At 61.5% G+C, this 19,269-nt stretch carries 22 protein-coding genes; 10 read left to right on the top strand and 12 right to left on the bottom strand.

What is annotated here, in order from left to right; translation table 11 throughout:
* Positions 1-90 precede the first annotated feature (90 nt).
* Both D8U71_RS05725 and D8U71_RS05730 read right to left on the bottom strand, forming a co-directional pair.
* Positions 91-636: a twin-arginine translocation pathway signal protein gene (locus D8U71_RS05725; RefSeq protein WP_122706753.1), complete on the bottom strand. Its 546-nt coding sequence runs from the start codon at positions 634-636 to the stop codon at positions 91-93.
* A gap of 29 nt (positions 637-665) precedes the next feature.
* Positions 666-2,096, bottom strand: coding sequence for a coniferyl aldehyde dehydrogenase (locus D8U71_RS05730; protein ID WP_130887362.1), 1,431 nt, complete (start codon positions 2,094-2,096; stop codon positions 666-668).
* Positions 2,097-2,243: 147 nt separating this feature from the next.
* On the opposite strand from D8U71_RS05730, the gene D8U71_RS05735 reads away from it, so the two are divergent.
* Both D8U71_RS05735 and D8U71_RS05740 read left to right on the top strand, forming a co-directional pair.
* On the top strand, positions 2,244-2,915 hold the full coding sequence (locus D8U71_RS05735; protein ID WP_016772708.1) for a TetR/AcrR family transcriptional regulator: 672 nt from the start codon (positions 2,244-2,246) through the stop codon (positions 2,913-2,915).
* A gap of 31 nt (positions 2,916-2,946) precedes the next feature.
* Positions 2,947-3,801 carry a sulfurtransferase gene (locus D8U71_RS05740; RefSeq protein ID WP_130887363.1) on the top strand — a complete coding sequence of 285 codons (855 nt, stop codon included), beginning with the start codon at positions 2,947-2,949 and terminating at the stop codon, positions 3,799-3,801.
* Positions 3,802-3,920: 119 nt separating this feature from the next.
* On the opposite strand, the gene D8U71_RS05745 is transcribed toward D8U71_RS05740, so the two are convergent.
* The 4 genes from D8U71_RS05745 to D8U71_RS05760 form a co-directional block, all read right to left on the bottom strand.
* Positions 3,921-4,916 (bottom strand): hydrolase, encoded by a 996-nt coding sequence (locus D8U71_RS05745; protein ID WP_130887364.1) that lies wholly within the window; start codon positions 4,914-4,916, stop codon positions 3,921-3,923.
* A gap of 65 nt (positions 4,917-4,981) precedes the next feature.
* Positions 4,982-5,596, bottom strand: a complete 615-nt coding sequence (gene rsmD / locus D8U71_RS05750) for a 16S rRNA (guanine(966)-N(2))-methyltransferase RsmD (RefSeq protein ID WP_130887365.1) — start codon at positions 5,594-5,596, stop codon at positions 4,982-4,984.
* Complete coding sequence (locus D8U71_RS05755; protein ID WP_130887366.1) at positions 5,596-7,086, bottom strand: pitrilysin family protein; 1,491 nt, start codon at positions 7,084-7,086, stop codon at positions 5,596-5,598. Before D8U71_RS05755 ends, rsmD begins: the two co-directional genes overlap by 1 nt.
* Positions 7,079-8,434, bottom strand: a complete 1,356-nt coding sequence (locus tag D8U71_RS05760; protein ID WP_041476824.1) for a pitrilysin family protein — start codon at positions 8,432-8,434, stop codon at positions 7,079-7,081. The genes D8U71_RS05755 and D8U71_RS05760 overlap by 8 nt, the downstream gene beginning before the upstream one ends.
* A 344-nt stretch (positions 8,435-8,778) precedes the next feature.
* Here D8U71_RS05760 and ftsY point away from each other — a divergent pair, with 344 nt between their 5' ends.
* From ftsY to rpoH, 4 genes are all read left to right on the top strand, one after another.
* Complete coding sequence (gene ftsY, locus D8U71_RS05765; RefSeq protein WP_130887367.1) at positions 8,779-10,299, top strand: signal recognition particle-docking protein FtsY; 1,521 nt, start codon at positions 8,779-8,781, stop codon at positions 10,297-10,299.
* A complete protein-coding gene (gene ftsE, locus D8U71_RS05770) occupies positions 10,296-10,967 on the top strand; it encodes a cell division ATP-binding protein FtsE (RefSeq protein ID WP_016772715.1) in 672 nt (223 codons plus the stop codon). Before ftsY ends, ftsE begins: the two co-directional genes overlap by 4 nt.
* On the top strand, positions 10,964-11,989 hold the full coding sequence (gene ftsX, locus D8U71_RS05775; protein ID WP_122612362.1) for a permease-like cell division protein FtsX: 1,026 nt from the start codon (positions 10,964-10,966) through the stop codon (positions 11,987-11,989). Before ftsE ends, ftsX begins: the two co-directional genes overlap by 4 nt.
* 115 nt (positions 11,990-12,104) lie before the next feature.
* On the top strand, positions 12,105-12,959 hold the full coding sequence (gene rpoH, locus D8U71_RS05780; protein ID WP_016772717.1) for an RNA polymerase sigma factor RpoH: 855 nt from the start codon (positions 12,105-12,107) through the stop codon (positions 12,957-12,959).
* 179 nt (positions 12,960-13,138) lie between these two features.
* On the opposite strand, the gene mtgA is transcribed toward rpoH, so the two are convergent.
* A complete protein-coding gene (gene mtgA, locus D8U71_RS05785; RefSeq protein ID WP_095181330.1) occupies positions 13,139-13,861 on the bottom strand; it encodes a monofunctional biosynthetic peptidoglycan transglycosylase in 723 nt (240 codons plus the stop codon).
* A gap of 74 nt (positions 13,862-13,935) precedes the next feature.
* On the opposite strand from mtgA, the gene D8U71_RS05790 reads away from it, so the two are divergent.
* The 4 genes from D8U71_RS05790 to trmB all read left to right on the top strand — a co-directional run bounded on the left by D8U71_RS05790 (position 13,936) and on the right by trmB (position 16,179).
* Positions 13,936-14,316: a DUF423 domain-containing protein gene (locus tag D8U71_RS05790; RefSeq protein ID WP_123441739.1), complete on the top strand. Its 381-nt coding sequence runs from the start codon at positions 13,936-13,938 to the stop codon at positions 14,314-14,316.
* A 71-nt stretch (positions 14,317-14,387) separates the two neighbouring features.
* Positions 14,388-14,588 (top strand): sulfur carrier protein ThiS, encoded by a 201-nt coding sequence (gene thiS / locus D8U71_RS05795; protein WP_038861193.1) that lies wholly within the window; start codon positions 14,388-14,390, stop codon positions 14,586-14,588.
* A gap of 61 nt (positions 14,589-14,649) precedes the next feature.
* The gene (locus D8U71_RS05800) at positions 14,650-15,444 is read left to right on the top strand and encodes a thiazole synthase (RefSeq protein WP_007964131.1); all 795 of its coding nucleotides are present in this window, start codon (positions 14,650-14,652) and stop codon (positions 15,442-15,444) included.
* A 9-nt stretch (positions 15,445-15,453) separates the two neighbouring features.
* Positions 15,454-16,179 carry a tRNA (guanosine(46)-N7)-methyltransferase TrmB gene (gene trmB / locus D8U71_RS05805; protein ID WP_130887368.1) on the top strand — a complete coding sequence of 242 codons (726 nt, stop codon included), beginning with the start codon at positions 15,454-15,456 and terminating at the stop codon, positions 16,177-16,179.
* A gap of 129 nt (positions 16,180-16,308) precedes the next feature.
* Here the strand turns inward: trmB and D8U71_RS05810 are convergent, their stop codons facing one another.
* From D8U71_RS05810 to D8U71_RS05830, 5 genes are all read right to left on the bottom strand, one after another.
* Entirely contained in the window at positions 16,309-16,857 is a 549-nt protein-coding gene (locus tag D8U71_RS05810) for an RNA 2'-phosphotransferase (protein ID WP_130887369.1), read from the bottom strand.
* 139 nt (positions 16,858-16,996) lie between these two features.
* Complete coding sequence (locus tag D8U71_RS05815; protein ID WP_008083808.1) at positions 16,997-17,320, bottom strand: DUF3392 domain-containing protein; 324 nt, start codon at positions 17,318-17,320, stop codon at positions 16,997-16,999.
* A gap of 22 nt (positions 17,321-17,342) precedes the next feature.
* Positions 17,343-18,548 carry a radical SAM family heme chaperone HemW gene (gene hemW, locus D8U71_RS05820; protein ID WP_125925439.1) on the bottom strand — a complete coding sequence of 402 codons (1,206 nt, stop codon included), beginning with the start codon at positions 18,546-18,548 and terminating at the stop codon, positions 17,343-17,345.
* Entirely contained in the window at positions 18,545-19,141 is a 597-nt protein-coding gene (rdgB, locus tag D8U71_RS05825) for an RdgB/HAM1 family non-canonical purine NTP pyrophosphatase (RefSeq protein WP_130887370.1), read from the bottom strand. Before rdgB ends, hemW begins: the two co-directional genes overlap by 4 nt.
* A partial coding sequence (locus D8U71_RS05830; RefSeq protein ID WP_130887371.1) for a DUF4426 domain-containing protein occupies positions 19,138-19,269 on the bottom strand: 132 nt, incomplete at its 5' end. The genes D8U71_RS05830 and rdgB, both read right to left, overlap by 4 nt.

A 19,269-nucleotide genomic window follows, 5' to 3' on the forward strand; every position in this document is an offset into this window, starting at 1 on the left:
AATTGGCCCCTTCGCGAGCAGGCTCGCTCCCACAGGGACATGCATTTCAAATGTGGGAGCGAGCCTGCTCGCGAAGACCGCGCCCCGGTTTCAGACCTTCGGCGGCCCGGGATAACCGCAATGCGCCCAGGATTCGGCGCGGGTGTACCAGGCCATCATCACCATCTGCTGCAATGAGCTATGGCCCATGCGCAGCAAGCTCAATGAACTGTTCTCCCAGCGTTCGAGGAAATGCCGCATCGCTTCAGCGCTGGCGTTTTCCCAACTGCCCCAGATGCCGGTGAGCGGGCCACGGGTCACGGCCATGCCGAGCACATCGAACAGTTGCCGAGTGAGCTTGAGCATTTCCGGCGACACGTGATCGAGGCTGTAGTCCAGCGACTTCAGCGTGCCGTCGACCGCTGCGGGCATTTCCCCGGCGGCGACGGCGCCGTCGAGCATCACCGGGATCAGCGCGCGCAGGAACAGCAGATCGCCGTCGCGCAAAACCACAAAGCCGTTGGCGCTGACGCTCGACGAGCAGCCAGTGAGGCTGGCGCCAAGGCCGGCGGTGGCGAGAAACGCGCTGGCGCCGAGGCTGAATTTCAGCAGGCCACGGCGCGACAGGGCAGGTGTTTCGGTCAGGCTTGGGTGCATTGTTGTTATTACCCGGCGTCGACGAACGTTTAGCGAATGAACAGTTTCTGAATCAGTTTCTGAATCGATCTGCCGTAGGGCGGGTAGATCAGCCGGGCCGCGTTGAAGCGCTGTTTGATCAGCACGCCCTTGGCCTTGCTGAAGGTCAGGAAACCTTCGTGGCCGTGGTAATGGCCCATGCCCGAGGGGCCGATGCCACCGAAGGGCATATCGTCCTGAGCCACATGCAACAAGGTGTCGTTCAGGCATACGCCGCCGGAATGGGTCTCGTGCAGTACGCGATGCTGTTCGCGTTTGTCGTAGCCAAAGTAGTAAAGAGCCAGAGGACGAGGCCGCTGATTGATGTAAGCGAATGCCTGCTCCAGATCGCGGTAGGGCACGATTGGCAGCAATGGGCCGAAGATTTCGTCCTGCATCACGGTCATCTGATCGCTGACATTGAGCAGCACGCTGTGCGGCATGCGTCGGCCCTGGCCTTGTTCGAACAACGGGATCAGCAGTGCGCCCTTGCTGGTCGCGTCGCTGACGTATCCGTTCAGCCGGGCCAGTTGGCGTTCGTTGATGATCGCGGTGTAGTCGACGTTGTCGGCCAGGGTCGGGTAGAAACCTTTCACAGCCTGACGATAGGCCTCGACGAAAGCGCCGACGCGGTCTTCCGGCACCAGCACATAGTCGGGCGCGACGCAGGTCTGCCCGGCGTTGAGGGTTTTGCCGAAGGCGATGCGTTCGGCGGCGTCCTTGAGCGGTACGTCTCTGGAGACGATGGCCGGCGACTTGCCGCCCAGTTCCAGGGTGACCGGCGTGAGGTTTTCCGCCGCAGCGCGCATGACGTGTTTGCCGACGCTGGTGGAACCGGTGAACAGCAAGTGATCGAACGGTAGACGCGAGAACGCCACGCCGACGTCCGCCTCACCCAGCACCACGCTAACCAGGTCTTCGGGAAAGATCCGCGCCAGCAGCTCTTTGAGCAGCAGCCCGGTGGCCGGGGTGGACTCGCTGAGCTTGAGCATCACCCGATTGCCGGCAGCCAGGGCGCCGACCATCGGCCCCACGGCCAGATACAGCGGGTAGTTCCACGGCACGATCACGCCGACCACGCCCAGCGGCTGATAAACCACCTTCGCCGAAGCAGGCTGGAACGCCATGCCAACCTTGCGTCGCGAGGGCTTCATCCAGTTTTTCAGGTGACGACTGGCGTAGTGAATGCCGTGCAGGCTCGGCATCAGCTCGGCGAGCAGGGTTTCGTCGGCGCTGCGGTGACTGAAATCGGCGCTGATCGCGTCGATCAATGCCTGCCGCTCAGCGCTGAGCAGATCGCGCAAAGCCTTGAGCCATTGTTGCCGCTGTGCGGCCGGTGGCATCGGGTTGGCGGCGTACGCGGCGCGTTGTGCCTGGAACTGCCGATCAAGGGTTTCAAGAGGCTGTTGCAGCGTTTGCAGGTAGGCAATGTCGGCAGTCATCGCGGGCTCCGGATTTTATTGTAGTGGGCACTTTTTAGAGTCTAAGCTCTAGAAAGTCAAACGACTTCCGCGCACGTCAGTGTTTTATCCATTTCCGGTTAGGTCGTAAGATGCGCCGTCTACGCACTCTGAATTAAAGCTCAAGCCATGGCCCCACGAATAAAAACCAGCGAGCGCATCGTTCAGAACAGCCTGGAGCTGTTCAATCAGCAGGGCGAGCGCAGCGTCAGCACCAACCACATCGCCGCGCACATGGAGATTTCTCCGGGCAACCTGTACTACCACTTCCCCAACAAGCAGGCGATCATCGCCGTGTTGTTCAGTGAGTACGAAGCCCTGGTGGACAGCTTTCTGCGTCCGCCTCAGGGTCGCCCGGCGACCGTCGAGGACAAGCGTTTCTATCTCAAGGAACTGCTCTCGGCCATGTGGCGCTACCGCTTTCTGCACCGCGACCTCGAGCATCTGCTCGACAGCGATGCGGAACTGGCCGCGCGTTATCGGCGTTTCTCCCAGCGCTGCGTGATCCAGGGGGCCGCAATTTACGAAGGTTTTGTCGCCGCCGGCATTCTGAAAATGGATCGCGTGCAGATCGAATCGCTGACCCTCAATGCGTGGATCATCCTGACCTCGTGGGTGCGTTTTCTGTGCACCACGCGGGAAAACTCCAACCACCTCAGCGAACAGGCCGTGAAGCGTGGCGTGTACCAGGTGCTGGTGCTGGAAGCAGGGTTTGTTACCGATCAGGCGCGGGATGAAGTCAACGCATTGTTCGACGAGTTCTACGTGCCGCTGGCGCAGGCTCTCGAAGACGTGAAATAAACCGTTCAGCCGAATTCCACAGGAGCCCGTTATGTCGATTGCGCAGTTGATCAGCCCACAAGCACTGGACGCTCGCAAAGAGCAGCCGGGGCTGGTGATTCTCGATTGTCGTTTTGCCCTCGAAGATCCGGATTACGGCCAGCGCAGCTACGCCGAAGGGCACATTGCCGGGGCGAGTTTCGCCGATCTGGAACGGGATCTAAGCGGCAAAGTCGAGAAGGGCGTGACCGGGCGTCATCCGTTGCCCGAGCCGGCGGCGCTGATCGAACGCCTGCAAGCCTGGGGCATCAGCAACGACAGCGATGTGGTTCTGTATGACGACGGCCCGGGTGCATACGCGGCGCGGGCGTGGTGGTTGCTGGCATGGCTGGGCAAGCGCGACGGCGTATTCATTCTCGATGGCGGGCTCAAAGCCTGGCACGCCGCCGGCCTGCCGCTGAGCCTGGATCCGCCGAGCGTGACGCCGGGCCGCTTCAGTGGTCAGCCGGACATGAGCCTGTTGCTCAGCGCCGAACAATTGCAGCAGCGCCTCGGCCAGCCAACCCTGACCCTGCTCGACGCCCGCGCCTTGCCGCGCTTCAAGGGCGAAATGGAACCCATCGATCCGGTCGCCGGGCACATTCCCGGCGCACAGTGTGCGGCGTTCACCGACAACCTCGGCAGTGATGGACGGTTTTTGCCGGCCGAGCAGCTCAAGCAGCGCTTTGCCGCGAAACTGGGCGATCGCTCACCGTCGGAACTGGTCGCCTACTGCGGCTCCGGGGTGACGGCGTGCCATAACCTGTTCGCACTGTGCCTGGCTGGCTATCCGCTGGGGGCGCTGTATGCGGGATCGTGGAGCGAGTGGATCAACGAGCCGTCGCGCGGCATTGCCACCGGCGAATAACATCGCTGATCCCATGTGGGAGCGAGCCTGCTCGCGAAGGCGTCCTGTCAGGCATTGAATTTCCAGACTGACACACCGCGATCGCGAGCAGGCTCACTCCTACAGGGGATATGCGGTGTTCACACACTGGTCTCGGCCAGCCATTGCGGGATACGCCGCTCCAGGTAATACCCGGGCCGGCGCACCGAGCCGTCGACGAAGCCGACATGACCGCCACGCGCCTGCAATTCGAACCGGGTGCAGGCTGACAACTCGTCGGCTTGCGGCAGGCTGTGTGGAAATACAAACGGATCGTCCGCCGCCTGAATGATCAGCGTCGGCGTGCGGATCTCGCCGAGGTAATAGCGGCTCGAGGCGCGGCGGTAATAATCCTCGGCATCATTGAAGCCATGCAGCGGCGCGGTAACCCGGCCGTCGAAATCCCAAAACGTACGCATGTTTTCCAGCGAGCCGAGCGCGGCCAGTTTCGCCAGGCCGTCTTCGCGCCCGTCATGCTGGAACTGACGCTGCTTGTTCCTGATGTAGGCGACCATCTCTCGCATGAAGTGCGCCTGATACACCCGCGAAAACCCTTGGCCGATACGATCGGCACATTGATCGAGACGGAACGGTACCGACACCGCCACCGCGCCGAGCACGCCGCTGTCGCTGCCGGTTTCACCCAGATGCTTGAGCAGCACATTACCCCCCAGCGAATAGCCGACCGCGTACAACGGCGCCAACGGGCGTTTCGCGCGCAGGTGCTGGATGGCTTCGGCAAGGTCTTCGCTGGCCCCGGAGTGGTAGCTGCGCGGCAACAGATTCGGCTCGCCGGAACAACCGCGCCAGTTCAGCGCGACGCTGGCCCAGCCCTGCTCGGCCAAGGCCTTTTGAATGCCCGCCACATAGGGCGAATTGGAAGAGCCGGTCAAACCATGCAGCACCAGGACCAACGGCGCCTCGGCGCTGTGCGGGCCGTGCCAGTCGAGGTCGAGGAAGTCGCCGTCCTCGAGCCACAGGCGCTCGCGTTCTCGCTCGATGTGCACGGTCTTGCGCCACAGCGGCCCCCACAGCGTTTGCAGATGCGGATTGCCGAGGCCGAAGGCGGGGATGAAGCGTTCTGGCGAAGGGGGCACGATGATTCTCGATGGGCTTGTGGCGAGGAAGCTTGCCCCCTCGCCGCAGGTTGCTTGCGACCTTGTCAGCCGGCGATGTCCGCCGTGCGCTGCCACAGCGCGTAAAAAACCCGACCGGATTTCTGTTCACGATGCAGACGCCAGTTGCCCGGCAGGCCCAGCGTCGATGGCGCTGTTTCGCTTTCAGTGTAGATCCACGAATCGGCCGCCAGCCATTGGCGCTCTTCCAGCAAGGTACAAACCGCTGGCAGCAGGTTCTGGTTGAACGGCGGGTCGAGGAACACCAGGTCGAACGGCGTCGCGGTCTGGGTTTCCAGGTAGCGCAGCGCATCGGCGGTTTGCACCTGGCCGTTGCTGCAACGCAGGGTGCCGAGATGTTCTTTCAGGCTGGAAACCGCAACGTTGCTGGCGTCCAGCGCCTGGGCCGTGGCCGCGCCACGGGACAGGGCTTCGAGAAACAGCGCGCCGCTGCCGGCGAACGGGTCGAGCACTTTCGCCCCTTCGACATACGGCGCGAGCCAGTTGAACAGGGTTTCACGCACGCGATCCGGGGTCGGGCGCAGGCCTGGTACGTCGGGGAAGCTCAGCTTGCGGCTGCGCCACTGGCCGCCAATGATGCGCAGCTGATTGACGCCGTTGTGCACGTTTTGCACAGGTTTTTTCGGTGCTCGAGTCGCCATTAATGCTCCGGAACCCCGAGCGGTTGCTCGGCAGGTTTATCAGATGGGGCCGGTAACGGCTTTTGCGGCACGGTCGGGCCAGCGGTGACGATGACCATTTTCTCCGTGCTCAGGTGTTTGTTCAGCGCAGCGCGGACTTGCTCTACGGTCAGGCTCTGCGACTGACGCATGAAATCGTCGAGATAGCTCAGCGGCAGATTATAGAAGCCCATCGCGCCCAATTGGCCAACGATGTCGGCGTTGCTCGCGGTGGACAGCGGGAAGCTGCCGGCCAGTTCGCGCTTGGCATCGTCGAGTTCTTTTTGCGTCGGCCCGGTTTTCAGGTAGTCGGCGAGCACGTCCTGCACCAGCTTCAGGGTGCCTTCGCTCATCTCGGCGCGGGTCTGCAGGTTCATCATGAACGGGCCACGGGCCTGCATCGGGCTGAACGCCGAATAAACACCGTAGGTCAGGCCACGCTTCTCGCGCACTTCGCTCATCAGGCGTGTGCCGAAACCACCGCCGCCGAGGATCTGGTTGCCCAGCGACAGCGCGGCGTAATCCGGATCGTCGCGATCGATGCCCAGTTGCGCGAGCATCAGGTTGGTCTGTTTCGACGGAAACTCGATGTGGTTGACGCTGGCCTTCGGTTCCTGCGGTGCGGCGATTTTCGCCAGTGCCGGACCTTTCGGCAGGGCAGAAGAGACCTGATTGGCGATCGCCTCGGCTTCGGCTCGCGACAGGTCGCCGACCAGTGCAATCACAGCGTTGCCGGCGGCGTAGGCCTTGGCATGGAACTCGCGCAATTGCGCGACCGTGATCTTCGGCACGCTCTGCGCATTGCCATCGCTGGAATGCGCGTACGGGTGCTCGCCGTACAGACGCTTCATCAGCTCCAGGCTGGCGAGTTTGCCGGGGTTCTGTTTCTGGTACTCGAAACCGGCGAGCAGCTGGTTCTTGATGCGCGCGAAGGAGTCGGCGGGGAAGGTCGGTTTGCCGACCACATCGGCGAACAGCTTCAACGCCGGTTCACGCTGCTCAGGTGCGCTCAGGCTGCGCAGCGAAGCCAGCGCCATGTCCTTGAACGCACCGTTGCCGAAGTCGGCGCCGAGGCCTTCAAACCCTTGAGCGATCGCGCCGACGTCTTTGCCAGCAATGCCTTCGTTGAGCATGGCGTTGGTCAGCACCGCGAGGCCGGGGACGTTGCCATCCTGGCTGCTGCCTGCGGCGAAGATCAGGCGCATGTCGAACATCGGCAACTCATGGGCTTCGACGAACAGCACTTTCGCGCCTTCAGCAGTGTTCCAGGTCTGCACATCAAGCTTGCGGCTGGCCGGGGCCTTGCCGTCGAGTTCGGCCAGCGATTGCAGTTTCTGGCTGGACTTGGCGTTATCCAGTGCTTCGCTGGCCTTGCTGTCAGCGCTTGGCGACAAATAAACCGCTGCCGAGCCGATCACCGCGACAGCAATCAGGCCAAGCAGCATCAGGCGTGGGGTTTTGCGCTCACTCATGAGTCGTCTCCAATGGCAGGACGTGGGCGACGCTGAGACGTTCGCGGGTGAAATACTTTTTCGCGGCGTTCTGGATGTCTTGCGGGGTCACGCTTTCCAGATCGGCCAGTTCGGTGTCCATCAGCTTCCACGACAGACCGACCGTTTCCAGTTGACCGATCGCGGTGGCCTGGCTGGTGATCGAGTCACGCTCGTAGACCAGGCCGGCGATGACTTGAGCGCGGACGCGTTCGAGCTCTTCGGCAGACGGCGCGGTGGTTTTCAGTTGCTCAAGCAGTTTCCACAAGCCGGCTTCGGCCTGGGCGATGGTCTTTTTCTTCTGCGTATTTGGCGTGGCCGACAGGGTGAACAGGCTGTCGCCACGGGTGTAGGCGTCATAGTCCGACGAGCCGCCGGAGACCAGCTCTTCGCCGCGTTCCAGCTGCGTCGGGATGCGTCCGCTGTAGCCGCCGTCGAGCAGCGCCGAGATCAAGCGCAAGGCGTTGACCGAGCGTTTGTCTTCAGCGGTAGCAATGCTCGGCACGTTGAAGCCAAGCATCAGGCTCGGCAGTTGGGTCTGCACGCGCAGGGTGATCTGGCGTTCGCCGGGCTCGGCCAGTTCCAGCGGTTTTTTCGCCGGTGGCACGTCGCGTTTGGCGACCGGGCCGAAATAACGCTGGGCGAGGGTTTTCACTTCGTCCGGAGTGACGTCACCAACCACCACCAGCGTGGCGTTGTTCGGCGCGTACCAGGATTGGTACCAGTGGCGCAGTTCCTCGACTTTCATACGGTCGAGGTCAGCCATCCAGCCGATGGTCGGCGTGTGGTATCCGCTGGCCGGGTAGGCCATGGCCTTGTAGCGCTCGTAAGCCTTGGACATCGGCTTGTCATCGGTGCGCAGGCGGCGCTCTTCCTTGATGACTTCGATTTCCTTGGCGAACTCGTCGGCCGGCAGGCGCAGGTTGGCCATGCGGTCGGCTTCCAGCTCGAAGGCCACGCCGAGACGATCACGGGCCAGCACCTGGTAATAAGCCGTGAAGTCGTCGCTGGTAAAGGCGTTTTCTTCGGCGCCGAGGTCGCGCAGGATCAGCGAAGCTTCGCCGGGGCCGACCTTTTCGCTGCCCTTGAACATCATGTGCTCGAGCGCGTGGGACAGACCGGTCTGGCCCGGAGTCTCGTAGCTGGAGCCGACCTTGTACCAGATCTGCGAAACGACCACCGGTGCGCGATGGTCTTCGCGCACGACGACCTTGAGGCCGTTGTCGAGGGTGAATTCATGGGTCGGTTGCGGGTCGGCCGCCAGGGCCGAAAGGGGCAGGCAGACTGCGCTGAGCAGCAGGCCAGCAGCGCGGCGGGCAAGAGCATTCATTCGTTTTTCAACCTGTTGGGCTGCCCGCTTGGTCTTAGCGTCAGCGGGCGAGAGGGTGCTAGGATACTGATCCGTTTTACTGGCGGCCACGCCTATCAGGCTTCAGGGTTTGATAAGGCTGTATAGGTTTGCGGCGAAAGGCTGTGTTTTTCCCACTAAACTCCGCGTTTTCGCCGATCTTTGCCGGTTTAGATCAACGTTAATACGATCCTTGAGGTGCCTTCGGTGCCTCGACAAAATGTTGCGCGTGAACAAGCTGGGTGAAACACAGTCTGTTCTGCATCGAATATTTATTTGCCGGGGCGCCCTGTTGGCGCGTCGCTACCGTGAGATAGCCGTCCTCCATGTTTGGTTCCAACGACGACAAGAAGAGCCCAGCTGCGGCTGGCGAGAAGAAAAGCCTGTTCGGATGGCTGCGGAAGAAACCGCAGGAACCCGTCGTCGAACAGCCGCCCGCGATTCCTGAGCCGGCCCCCGCGCCTGCACCTGTAATAGAAGAAGAGCCGGCACCGATTGTGCTGCCTATCGCCGAGCCGGTGCTGCAACCGGAGGCTGAAGCCGAGCCGGAAGCGCCCGCCGCTCCCGAACTGCCGCTGACGCCCGCCGCCGAGCCTTGGCTGACCTTGCCGGTGGCAGAAGAGCCGGTCGCGCTGGTTGAAGATGCGGCGCCACATGTGACGCCAGTGATTCCTGCGCCGGTTGCCGAGGTGGCTGCGCAGCCTGTGCCTGAGCCGGTTGTCGAGGTTGCGGCGCAGCCTGTGCCTGAGCCGGTTGTCGAGCCAGCGCCGATCATTTCTGAACCCGCCGCCCCGGTTGTTCCGCCTTCCGAGCATGAGCCCGCACCGCTTGCCGCTGCGCCGGTTGTCGCTCCGATCGTGCCGGTCGAAGCGCCTGTAGAAACGCCCGTCGAAACCCCGCGCACCGAAGAAACCAAAGCCGGTTTCTTCGCCCGCCTCAAGCAAGGCCTGTCGAAGACCAGCGCCAGCATCGGCGAGGGCATGGCCAGTCTGTTCCTCGGGCGCAAGACCATCGATGATGACCTGCTCGACGACCTCGAAACCCGTCTGCTCACCGCCGACGTCGGCGTTGAAGCCACTACGCAGATCATCCAGCGCCTGACCCAGAAGGTCGCACGTAAGGAGCTGGCCGACGCCGACGCCCTGTACAAATCTCTGCAGGCCGAATTGGCCGCGATGCTCAAACCGGTTGAACAGCCACTGAAAATCGCCTCGCAGAACAAGCCTTTCGTGATCCTGGTGGTCGGCGTCAACGGCGCCGGCAAAACCACCACCATCGGCAAACTGGCGAAGAAGCTGCAACTGGAAGGCAAGAAAGTCATGCTCGCCGCTGGTGACACCTTCCGTGCTGCGGCGGTAGAACAATTGCAGGTATGGGGCGAGCGCAACAAGATTCCGGTGATCGCCCAGCACACCGGCGCTGATTCCGCTTCGGTGATCTTCGACGCAGTGCAAGCGGCCAAGGCCCGTGGCATCGATGTGCTGATTGCTGACACCGCCGGTCGCCTGCATACCAAAGACAACCTGATGGAAGAGCTGAAAAAGGTTCGCCGGGTGATCGGCAAGCTCGACGCCGACGCGCCGCACGAAGTGCTGCTGGTGCTCGACGCCGGCACTGGCCAGAACGCCATCAACCAGGCCAAGCAGTTCAACCAGACCGTCGAACTGACCGGCCTGGCCCTGACCAAACTCGACGGCACCGCCAAGGGCGGAGTGATTTTCGCCCTGGCCAAGCAGTTCGGCCTGCCGATCCGCTACATCGGCGTCGGTGAAGGCATCGACGATTTGCGCACCTTTGAAGCCGAACCCTTTGTCCAGGCACTGTTTGCCGAGCGGGAGCGTTCATGATTCGTTTCGAACAGGTCGGTAAACGCTACCCGAACGGTCACGTCGGCTTGCATGAGCTGAGCTTTCGAGTCCGTCGTGGCGAGTTCTTGTTTGTCACCGGTCACTCCGGTGCCGGTAAATCCACGCTGTTGCGCCTGTTGCTGGCAATGGAGCGGCCGACCAGCGGCAAATTGCTGCTCGCCGGGCAAGACCTGAGCACCATCAGCAACGCGCAGATTCCGTTCCTGCGCCGACAGATCGGCGTGGTGTTCCAGAATCACCAGTTGCTGTTTGATCGCACGGTGTTCAACAACGTCGCCTTGCCGCTGCAAATCCTCGGCCTGTCCAAGGTCGAGATCGCCAAGCGCGTCGATTCGGCGCTGGAGCGCGTGGCGCTGTCGGACAAATCCGATCTGTACCCGGGCGATCTGTCCACCGGTCAACAACAGCGCGTCGGCATTGCCCGCGCCATCGTCCACCGCCCGGCCTTGCTGCTGGCGGACGAACCGACCGGTAACCTCGATCCGCGCTTGGCGGCGGAGATCATGGGCGTGTTCGAAGACATCAACCGTTTGGGCACCAGCGTGCTGATCGCCAGTCACGACCTGGCACTGATCGCGCGCATGCGTCATCGCATGCTGACCCTGCAACGCGGCCGCCTGATCGGCGACGGGGAGGCCGGGGTATGAGTGCGACACGCAGTCCGAAGGTTTCCGAGCGCGTGGCCCCGAAGGCCGCCGACCCGCAACCGCAGAAGAAGAAAAAACACGACGATGACGACGGCCCGGACTTCGCCACGCTGTTTCACGCCTGGATCGAAAGCCATCGCGCCAGCCTGCTCGATAGCCTGCGCCGCCTCGGCAAACAGCCGATCGGCAGCTTCTTCACCTGCATGGTGATGGCCGTGGCGTTGAGTCTGCCGATGGGGCTGTCGCTGTTGCTCAACAACGTTGAGCGTCTTGGTGGTTCCTGGCAGCGCGCGGCGCAGATTTCCCTGTACCTGCAACTCGACGCCAGTCCGGAGCAGGGTGAAGCACTGCGTGAGCAGATCAAAGGCATGCCCGGCGTCGCTGATGCGGAATATGTCGGCCGCGATCAGGCGCTGGAAGAATTCCAGCAGCAGTCCGGCTTGGGCGAAGCTCTGCGTGAGCTGCCCGACAACCCTTTGCCGGGTGTGGTGCTGGTGACCCCGAACGAAGTCGACAAGCCGACACTCGAAGCATTAAGACAAAAACTTTCCGAGCTGCCGAAGGTACAACAGGCGCAACTTGATCTAGTCTGGGTCGAGCGTCTGGCCGCCATCCTCAAGCTTGGCGACCGCTTTGTCTTCGGTCTGACGGTGTTGTTGGTGTCTGCATTACTTTTGGTGATAGGCAATACCATTCGTCTTCATATTGAAAACCGCCGCACCGAGATAGAAGTGATTAAACTCGTCGGCGGCACTGACAGTTATGTGCGTCGTCCTTTCCTTTATATGGGCGCGTTGTATGGCTTCGGTGCAGGGCTGTTGTCCTGGGGCGTATTGGCGTTCGGCCTCAACTGGCTGAACGATGCGGTGGTCGGACTGGCCGGCTTGTACGGCAGTGATTTCGCCCTGGCCGGTGTGCCAGTGGCCGACGGTCTGTCGCTCTTGCTTGGCGCGGTGCTGTTGGGTTATATCGGTGCATGGATTGCAGTCGCACGTCATCTCAGGGAGCTGGCGCCGAAGTAGAATCTTTTTTGCGCGTGATTGACCTTGCGGTTTTTATGGGAACTTGTACCTGAGTTCCCGGTCAATTTTTCGCAGTGCCGAGAGGCACGAGTATGTGAGTGGGAGGTTTTTTCGTATGACCAATTCTTTGCAACCTGCGTATGCGCTGGTTCCGGGTGCGAACCTGGAAGCCTATGTGCACACCGTCAACAGCATTCCATTGCTGACGCCGGAGCAGGAGCGTGAACTGGCCGAGAGTCTCTACTATGAGCAGGATTTGGGGGCGGCTCGGCAGATGGTGCTCGCCCACCTGCGTTTTGTCGTACACATTGCCCGTAGCTATTCCGGCTACGGTCTGGCTCAGGCTGACCTGATCCAGGAAGGCAACGTCGGCCTGATGAAGGCCGTCAAGCGCTTCAACCCGGAAATGGGCGTGCGTCTGGTGTCGTTCGCCGTGCACTGGATCAAGGCGGAAATTCACGAGTTCATCCTGCGCAACTGGCGCATTGTGAAAGTCGCGACCACCAAGGCTCAGCGCAAGCTGTTCTTCAACCTGCGCAGCCAGAAGAAGCGTCTGGCGTGGCTGAACAACGAGGAAGTCCACCGCGTGGCGGAAAGCCTCGGCGTCGAACCACGTGAAGTGCGCGAAATGGAAAGCCGCCTGACCGGCCACGACATGGCCTTCGACCCGGCTGCCGAAGCCGACGACGACAGCGCTTTCCAGTCTCCGGCCAACTACCTGGAAGACCACCGGTACGACCCGGCGCGTCAACTGGAAGATGCCGACTGGAGCGACAACTCCAACACCAACCTGCACGAAGCACTGGAAGTGCTGGACGAGCGTAGTCGCGACATCCTCTACCAGCGCTGGCTGGCAGAAGAGAAAGCCACGCTGCACGACCTGGCGCAGAAGTACAACGTGTCGGCCGAGCGAATCCGTCAGCTCGAAAAGAGCGCGATGAACAAGCTCAAATTGTCGATCGCCGCGTAACCGGCGCATCAGCAATAAAAAACGCCCCGATCAGCGATGATCGGGGCGTTTTCATTTCTGTTTCAACACCAATCCCTGTGGGAGCGAGCCTGCTCGCGAATGCGGTTTATCAGTCACATCAACACAGGCTGACACACCGCTTTCGCGAGCAGGCTCGCTCCCACATTGGAATTTCGGTGTTATTCAGCCCAAGGCGCCCGTCGCGAATCATTCAGCCCGAGCAAGTAACTGTCCCCGCCCAACTGACTCATCTGCTGTCGAATCCACCCGGCGCGTCGCGATACATAACCGGTCGGATGACTCGCGCTCCACACCCGTGGATTGGGCAGTACGGCAGCCAGATAACTCGCCTGCTGGCGCGACAATGACTTCGCGCTCACGCCAAAGTGATGCCGCGCCGCCGCTTCAGCGCCAAACACGCCGTCATCCCACTCGACACTGTTCAGGTACACTTCAAGAATCCGCTGCTTGGGCCAGAACACCTCGATCAGCGCGGTAAACCACGCTTCCAGGCCTTTGCGCAGATAGCTGCGGCCGGACCAGAGAAAGAGATTTTTCGACACCTGCTGGCTCAAGGTGCTGGCACCGCGAATCGAACCGCCCAGTTCGTTGTGGGCCAGAGCGGCCTGAATCGCGCGCAGATCGAAGCCCCAGTGCTCGGGGAATTTCTGGTCTTCGCCAGCAATTACCGCCACTTTCAGGTCATCGGAGATCTCGTTCCACGGTTTCCAGGTGCGCTGCAGGTCAATCGGCTCGCCGTCGACCCAGGATTCGACCTTGCGCTCGACCATCAACGCCGTACCCGGCGGTGGCACGAAGCGGAACACCAGCACCAGCAAGACGCTGCCGCCGGCGAACCAGAGCAGAGCCTTCGTGAGACGACGGAAAATTGAACGCAGCATAGAGATGGCTTGGCCGAACCCGTGGAGCGGGCCATTATACAGACCCTGCCGATGGCGTCTGACTGGAGTTCCCCATGCTGCGTGGCTTTTTGATGCTGGCCGCTTTTTTCGGATTCACCGGTGTTGCGCTCGGTGCGTTTGCCGCCCACGGCCTGAAAAACCGTCTGACGCCGGAATACCTGACGATTTTCCACACCGGCGTCACCTACCAACTGGTGCACACACTCGCGCTGTTCGGCGTTGCGCTGCTGGCCACGCAGATTCAAGGGCGCCTGATTACTTGGGCCGGCCTGTCCTTCACCGTCGGCATTGTGTTGTTCTCCGGCAGCCTGTATCTGCTGACCATGACCGGCATCAGCAAACTCGGCATCATCACGCCGTTCGGAGGCCTGGCGTTTCTCATCGGTTGGGTTTGCCTCGGCCTCGCCGCCTGGCGCTTGCAGCCAACCGCTTGACGCTTGGTACTGACCTTTAGGTCATGATCGGGCTAGAATGCCAGCCCCTAAAAATGATGGCGGCGTTGTGCATGCGCATTCAGTTGAACGGCGAGTCCTTTGAATTGCCCGACGGTGAAACCGTTGCGGGCCTGATCACCCGTCTGGATCTGGCCGGACGTCGCGTGGCGGTCGAGCTCAATCTGGACATCGTCCCGCGCAGCCAGCATGCCGACACCACGTTGAACGACGGCGACAACGTCGAAGTGGTCCACGCCATCGGCGGCGGCTGATTGTCCCGGCCCGCAAGGGCACAGAATTCTGCAAGACCCTCACCCTTAAAGAGGATTCCCCATGAGCATCGTTCGTAGCGACAAGCCTTTTGTGCTGGCCGGTCGTACTTACCAGTCGCGTTTGCTGGTCGGTACCGGCAAGTACCGTGACATGGAAGAAACCCGCCAGGCCATCGAAGCCTCGGGTGCCGAGATCGTCACCTTCGCCGTGCGCCGCACCAACCTGGGCCAGATCGAAGGCGAGCCGAACCTGCTCGAAGTGCTGTCGCCGGATCGCTACACCTTCCTGCCGAACACTGCCGGTTGCTACGACGCCATCGAAGCCGTGCGCACCTGCCGCCTGGCGCGTGAGCTGCTCGACGGCCACAATCTGGTGAAGCTGGAAGTGCTGGCCGATCAGAAGACCCTGTTCCCCAACGTGATCGAAACCCTCAAGGCCGCCGAAACCCTGGTCAAGGAAGGCTTCGACGTGATGGTCTACACCAGCGATGACCCGATCATCGCCCGGCAACTGGCGGAAATCGGTTGCATCGCCGTGATGCCGCTGGCCGGTCTGATCGGCTCCGGTCTGGGTATCTGCAATCCGTATAACCTGCAGATCATCCTCGAAGAAGCCAAGATCCCGGTGCTGGTGGATGCCGGTGTCGGTACCGCTTCCGACGCGACCATCGCCATGGAGCTGGGTTGCGACGCCGTACTGATGAACTCGGCCATCGCCCACGCCCAGCAACCGGTCATGATGGCGCAAGCCATGCAGCACGCCATCGTCGCCGGTCGCCTGGCGTACCTCGCCGGCCGCATGCCGAAAAAACTCTATGCCAGCGCCTCTTCGCCGCTGGATGGTCTGATCAAGTAAGAGCCATTGATGACTGAATCGAACGACACGCCTGTCCAGCCGGACGAAGGCGACGAGCGCCAACACCGCCGCATCAAGAGTTTCGTGATGCGCGCCGGGCGCATGACCGAAGGCCAGCAACGCGGCTTGGACCAGGGCGCGCCGCTGTACATGCTGCCGCTGGCCGATGCGCCGGTCGATTACGACCAGGTGTTCGGCCGCTCGGCACCGCGCTCGCTGGAAATCGGTTTCGGCATGGGCCACTCGCTGCTGGAAATGGCCGCAGCTGCCCCAGAGCAGGATTTCATCGGTGTGGAAGTGCACCGCCCGGGTGTCGGCGCGCTGCTCAATGGCGTGCTGACCCAAGGGCTGACCAACCTGCGGGTCTACGATTGCGACGCGATCGAAGTGCTCAACCGCTGCATCGCCGACAACAGCCTCGATCGCCTGATGCTGTTTTTCCCGGATCCGTGGCACAAGAGCCGCCACCACAAGCGCCGCATCGTCCAGGCCTCGTTCGCCGAACTGGTGCGCAGCAAGCTCAAGGTCGGCGGCATTCTGCACATGGCCACCGACTGGGAACCGTACGCCGAGTACATGCTGGAAGTGATGAACGTCGCCCCGGGCTACCGCAACCTCGCCGAAGACGGCAGATGCGTCCCGCGCCCGGCCGAACGCCCGATCACCAAGTTCGAACGCCGCGGCGAACGTCTTGGCCATGGCGTGTGGGATCTGAAGTTCGAAAAGATCGCTTAAGCATCACGCAATAAAAACTGTGGGAGCGAGCCTGCTCGCGAAAGCGGTCTGACAATCAACGATGATGTTGGATGTTAAGACGCCTTCGCGAGCAGGCTCGCTCCCACAATTATTTTGTGTATGAGGAGATTACAGGGGGGCAAGAAATCGAGCGGGCACCTGCTCTGTCAACCAGACGCCATTTTCGGCCTGATAGAACTTGAAGCCCTGTTCTTCCATCTGCTTCGCGGCAACCTTCAGAACGACTGGCGTTCCGTAGCGTTGACCCACGGCCGACGCGGTGGCGATCTCATCGGACAGATGCACCTGATGGCGTTGTCCTGGAATCAAGCCTTGTTCGTTGATCGAGTCGAGAAAACGCGTCGCTGTTCCGTGGTAGAGCGTTTGCGGTGGCTGTTTCTGCTCGAATTGCAGATCAACGCTTTTCGTCGAGTGGCCTTGAACAGCGCGTATACAGTGGCCATCAGCGGAAATCGTAAAACGCTTCTTGTCACTGCTGGTCACGACGTTTTCAATCAGCTCACGACTTAAATGTCTGCCATCACGCGCCGCGCCGCTGATCAGTGCATCGATATTTGCCCAGCCTTCCGAATTCAGATTCAGTCCGATCGCTTGAGGCTGGTGACGCAACACGAAGCTGAGAAATTTGCTTGTCTCATCCAGTAGTTTTTTACTCATGAACTTCCCTTTCATTGCAATCAACTATGGGAGCGAGCCTGCTCGCGAAAGCGGTCTGACAATCAACGATGATGTTGGATGTTAAGACGCCTTCGCGAGCAGGCTCGCTCCCACATTTCGTTTCGGGGTGCTTGCGGGGTCAGCGGCGGTCAGCAACCACGCCGATCAGCACCAGTACCACCAGCAGCACCGGCGCCAGGCTGTAGTTGTTGAACTGGCTCAGGCCTTTGATCACCCACGGCGTGGCGTAGATCAGCGCGGCGCCGCTGCCGATCAGGCAGAGCAGGGCCATCAAAGGCACGCGCAGGGCGCCGGCGATGCTGCCCAGGCGTTGTTCGACCCAGCCTTTGAAGTCAGCGCCGAACAGCACCAGCAGGCAACCGACCAGCGCTAAAGCGATTTCCGAGAGATTGCTGCGGCTCCAGCGGGAGACGGTGGCCAGCAGGTCGAGTATCAAATCCATGCGTTTTCCCTTTGAGCTGAAGTCAGTTCAGAAATTGTTGCAGCAAATCGTTGAGAAACAGCTGGCCGCGTTCGGTCGCCGCCAGGCGTGACGGTTCGACCTGCAACAGGCCGCTTTGTTCGGCTTCGCGCCGGCCTTCGGCGAGGGTCTCCAGCGACAGGCCGGTGCGCTCCGGATACAGGCGCGATTCGACCCCGGCAGTCAGGCGCAGGGCGTTCATCAGGAACTCGAACGGCATCTCGTCATTGCTCAGCGATTTCTCGCCGGCCTGAAAGCTTTTCGCCGGGTTCAGATAATCCTTCGGCAGGCGGGTTTTCCACGTGCGCACGATGCGCCCGTCCGGATGACTCAGCTTGCCATGGGCGCCGGCGCCGATGCCGATGAAGTCGCCAAAACTCCAGTAATTGAGGTTGTGCCGCGCCGGTCGCCCTGCCTGGGCATACGCCGACACTTCGTATTGCGCGTAACCGTGCTCGGCCAGTAGCGCCTGGCCGGCTTCCTGAATGTCCCACAGGGTGTCGTCTTCCGGCAGCACTGGCGGCTGGTTCCAGAACACCGTATTGGGCTCCAGCGTCAGCTGATACCAGGAAATGTGCGTCGGCTGCAGCGCGATGGCCTGGCGCAGATCGCTCAAGGCATCGTCCAGCGACTGATCGGGCAAGCCGTGCATGAGATCGAGATTGAAGTTATCGAACCCGGCCTGCCGGGCCATGCCCGCCGCACGCACGGCTTCGTCACCGTTGTGAATGCGGCCGAGGGCTTCAAGCTTTTCCTGCTGGAAACTCTGGATGCCGATCGACAGGCGATTGATCCCCAGCTTGCGATAAGCAACAAACTTCTCTTGCTCGAAGGTGCCCGGATTGGCCTCAAGGGTGATTTCGATATCGGCTGCGAACGGGATGCGTTGCTCGACGCCCTTCAACAACCGCCCGAGGGCTTCGGCGCTGAACAGGCTCGGCGTCCCGCCACCGAAGAAAATCGAAGTCAGCTCACGGCCATACACTGCATGCAGATCCTGATCGAGATCGGCCAGCAGCGCGTCGACGTATTCCTGCTCAGGCAGCACCGGGCTGGCGGTGTGCGAGTTGAAATCGCAATACGGGCATTTGCGTACACACCACGGAATGTGGATGTACAGCGCCAGGGGCGGCAGGGTTGGCAGCGGTGCCCGAGGCGAGGACGCGGCGCCGCCGATGATCAGCGACGACGCGGAAGAATCAGTGGTCATTTCAAGCCCAGACGCTGGCGCAGCAGATCCATTGCACGGGCGCGGTGGCTGATCTGGTTTTTGTCGGCCGGGCTCAGTTCGGCGCTGGAGCAGTCGCGCTCCGGCACCCAGAACAGTGGGTCATAACCGAAGCCGTGCTCGCCGCTGGCAGCGGTGAGGATGCGCCCGTGCCACAGTCCTTCGCAGAGGATCGGCAGCGGATCATCGGCGTGGCGCACCAGTGCCAATACGCAGACGAACTGCGCGCCGCGCTCGGCTTGTGGCACGTCCTTGAGCGCATCGAGCAGTTTGGCGTTGTTCGCCGCATCGCCTTGGCCGTCGGCGTAACGCGCCGAGTAGATACCCGGTGCGCCGCCGAGGAAGTCCACTGCCAGCCCGGAATCGTCGGCCAGTGCCGGCAGCCCGGAAATGCGCGCGGTATTGCGGGCCTTGAGGATCGCGTTCTCGACAAACGACAGGCCGGTTTCTTCCGGCTCGACCTTGCTCCATTCGCCAATCGAGCGCAGTTGCACCGAGTCGCCGAGCATGGCCTGGAGTTCTTTGAGTTTGCCGGCGTTATGGCTGGCCAGTACGAGCTGCTTGATGTTCATCATTCGCCGGGAAAGAGTTCTTGGTTGAAATTGATGGTGTTGATCTTGTCGCCGTTTTGCACCTTGATTTCAAAGGTGCGGGTTTCCTGCTGCGGCACCGGGTACTGGGCGATGTAGTAGATCGCGCCCTG

The sequence above is a fragment of the Pseudomonas sp. Sample_21 genome, assembly GCF_004307525.1.
GTDB classification, from domain to species: Bacteria; Pseudomonadota; Gammaproteobacteria; order Pseudomonadales; family Pseudomonadaceae; genus Aquipseudomonas; species Aquipseudomonas atacamensis.

What these genes read in the sequence shown, in the direction of transcription:
- rpoH (WP_016772717.1), top strand. Translation starts at nt 12,105, where the DNA reads ATGACCAATTCTTTGCAACCTGCGTATGCGCTGGTTCCGGGTGCGAAC.
- mtgA (WP_095181330.1), bottom strand. Translation starts at nt 13,861, where the DNA reads ATGCTGCGTTCAATTTTCCGTCGTCTCACGAAGGCTCTGCTCTGGTTC.
- D8U71_RS05735 (WP_016772708.1), top strand. Translation starts at nt 2,244, where the DNA reads ATGGCCCCACGAATAAAAACCAGCGAGCGCATCGTTCAGAACAGCCTG.
- trmB (WP_130887368.1), top strand. Translation starts at nt 15,454, where the DNA reads ATGACTGAATCGAACGACACGCCTGTCCAGCCGGACGAAGGCGACGAG.
- D8U71_RS05800 (WP_007964131.1), top strand. Translation starts at nt 14,650, where the DNA reads ATGAGCATCGTTCGTAGCGACAAGCCTTTTGTGCTGGCCGGTCGTACT.
- ftsE (WP_016772715.1), top strand. Translation starts at nt 10,296, where the DNA reads ATGATTCGTTTCGAACAGGTCGGTAAACGCTACCCGAACGGTCACGTC.
- ftsY (WP_130887367.1), top strand. Translation starts at nt 8,779, where the DNA reads ATGTTTGGTTCCAACGACGACAAGAAGAGCCCAGCTGCGGCTGGCGAG.
- thiS (WP_038861193.1), top strand. Translation starts at nt 14,388, where the DNA reads ATGCGCATTCAGTTGAACGGCGAGTCCTTTGAATTGCCCGACGGTGAA.
- D8U71_RS05730 (WP_130887362.1), bottom strand. Translation starts at nt 2,096, where the DNA reads ATGACTGCCGACATTGCCTACCTGCAAACGCTGCAACAGCCTCTTGAA.
- hemW (WP_125925439.1), bottom strand. Translation starts at nt 18,548, where the DNA reads ATGACCACTGATTCTTCCGCGTCGTCGCTGATCATCGGCGGCGCCGCG.
- rdgB (WP_130887370.1), bottom strand. Translation starts at nt 19,141, where the DNA reads ATGATGAACATCAAGCAGCTCGTACTGGCCAGCCATAACGCCGGCAAA.
- D8U71_RS05760 (WP_041476824.1), bottom strand. Translation starts at nt 8,434, where the DNA reads ATGAATGCTCTTGCCCGCCGCGCTGCTGGCCTGCTGCTCAGCGCAGTC.
- D8U71_RS05740 (WP_130887363.1), top strand. Translation starts at nt 2,947, where the DNA reads ATGTCGATTGCGCAGTTGATCAGCCCACAAGCACTGGACGCTCGCAAA.
- rsmD (WP_130887365.1), bottom strand. Translation starts at nt 5,596, where the DNA reads ATGGCGACTCGAGCACCGAAAAAACCTGTGCAAAACGTGCACAACGGC.
- ftsX (WP_122612362.1), top strand. Translation starts at nt 10,964, where the DNA reads ATGAGTGCGACACGCAGTCCGAAGGTTTCCGAGCGCGTGGCCCCGAAG.
- D8U71_RS05755 (WP_130887366.1), bottom strand. Translation starts at nt 7,086, where the DNA reads ATGAGTGAGCGCAAAACCCCACGCCTGATGCTGCTTGGCCTGATTGCT.
- D8U71_RS05810 (WP_130887369.1), bottom strand. Translation starts at nt 16,857, where the DNA reads ATGAGTAAAAAACTACTGGATGAGACAAGCAAATTTCTCAGCTTCGTG.
- D8U71_RS05725 (WP_122706753.1), bottom strand. Translation starts at nt 636, where the DNA reads ATGCACCCAAGCCTGACCGAAACACCTGCCCTGTCGCGCCGTGGCCTG.
- D8U71_RS05815 (WP_008083808.1), bottom strand. Translation starts at nt 17,320, where the DNA reads ATGGATTTGATACTCGACCTGCTGGCCACCGTCTCCCGCTGGAGCCGC.
- D8U71_RS05790 (WP_123441739.1), top strand. Translation starts at nt 13,936, where the DNA reads ATGCTGCGTGGCTTTTTGATGCTGGCCGCTTTTTTCGGATTCACCGGT.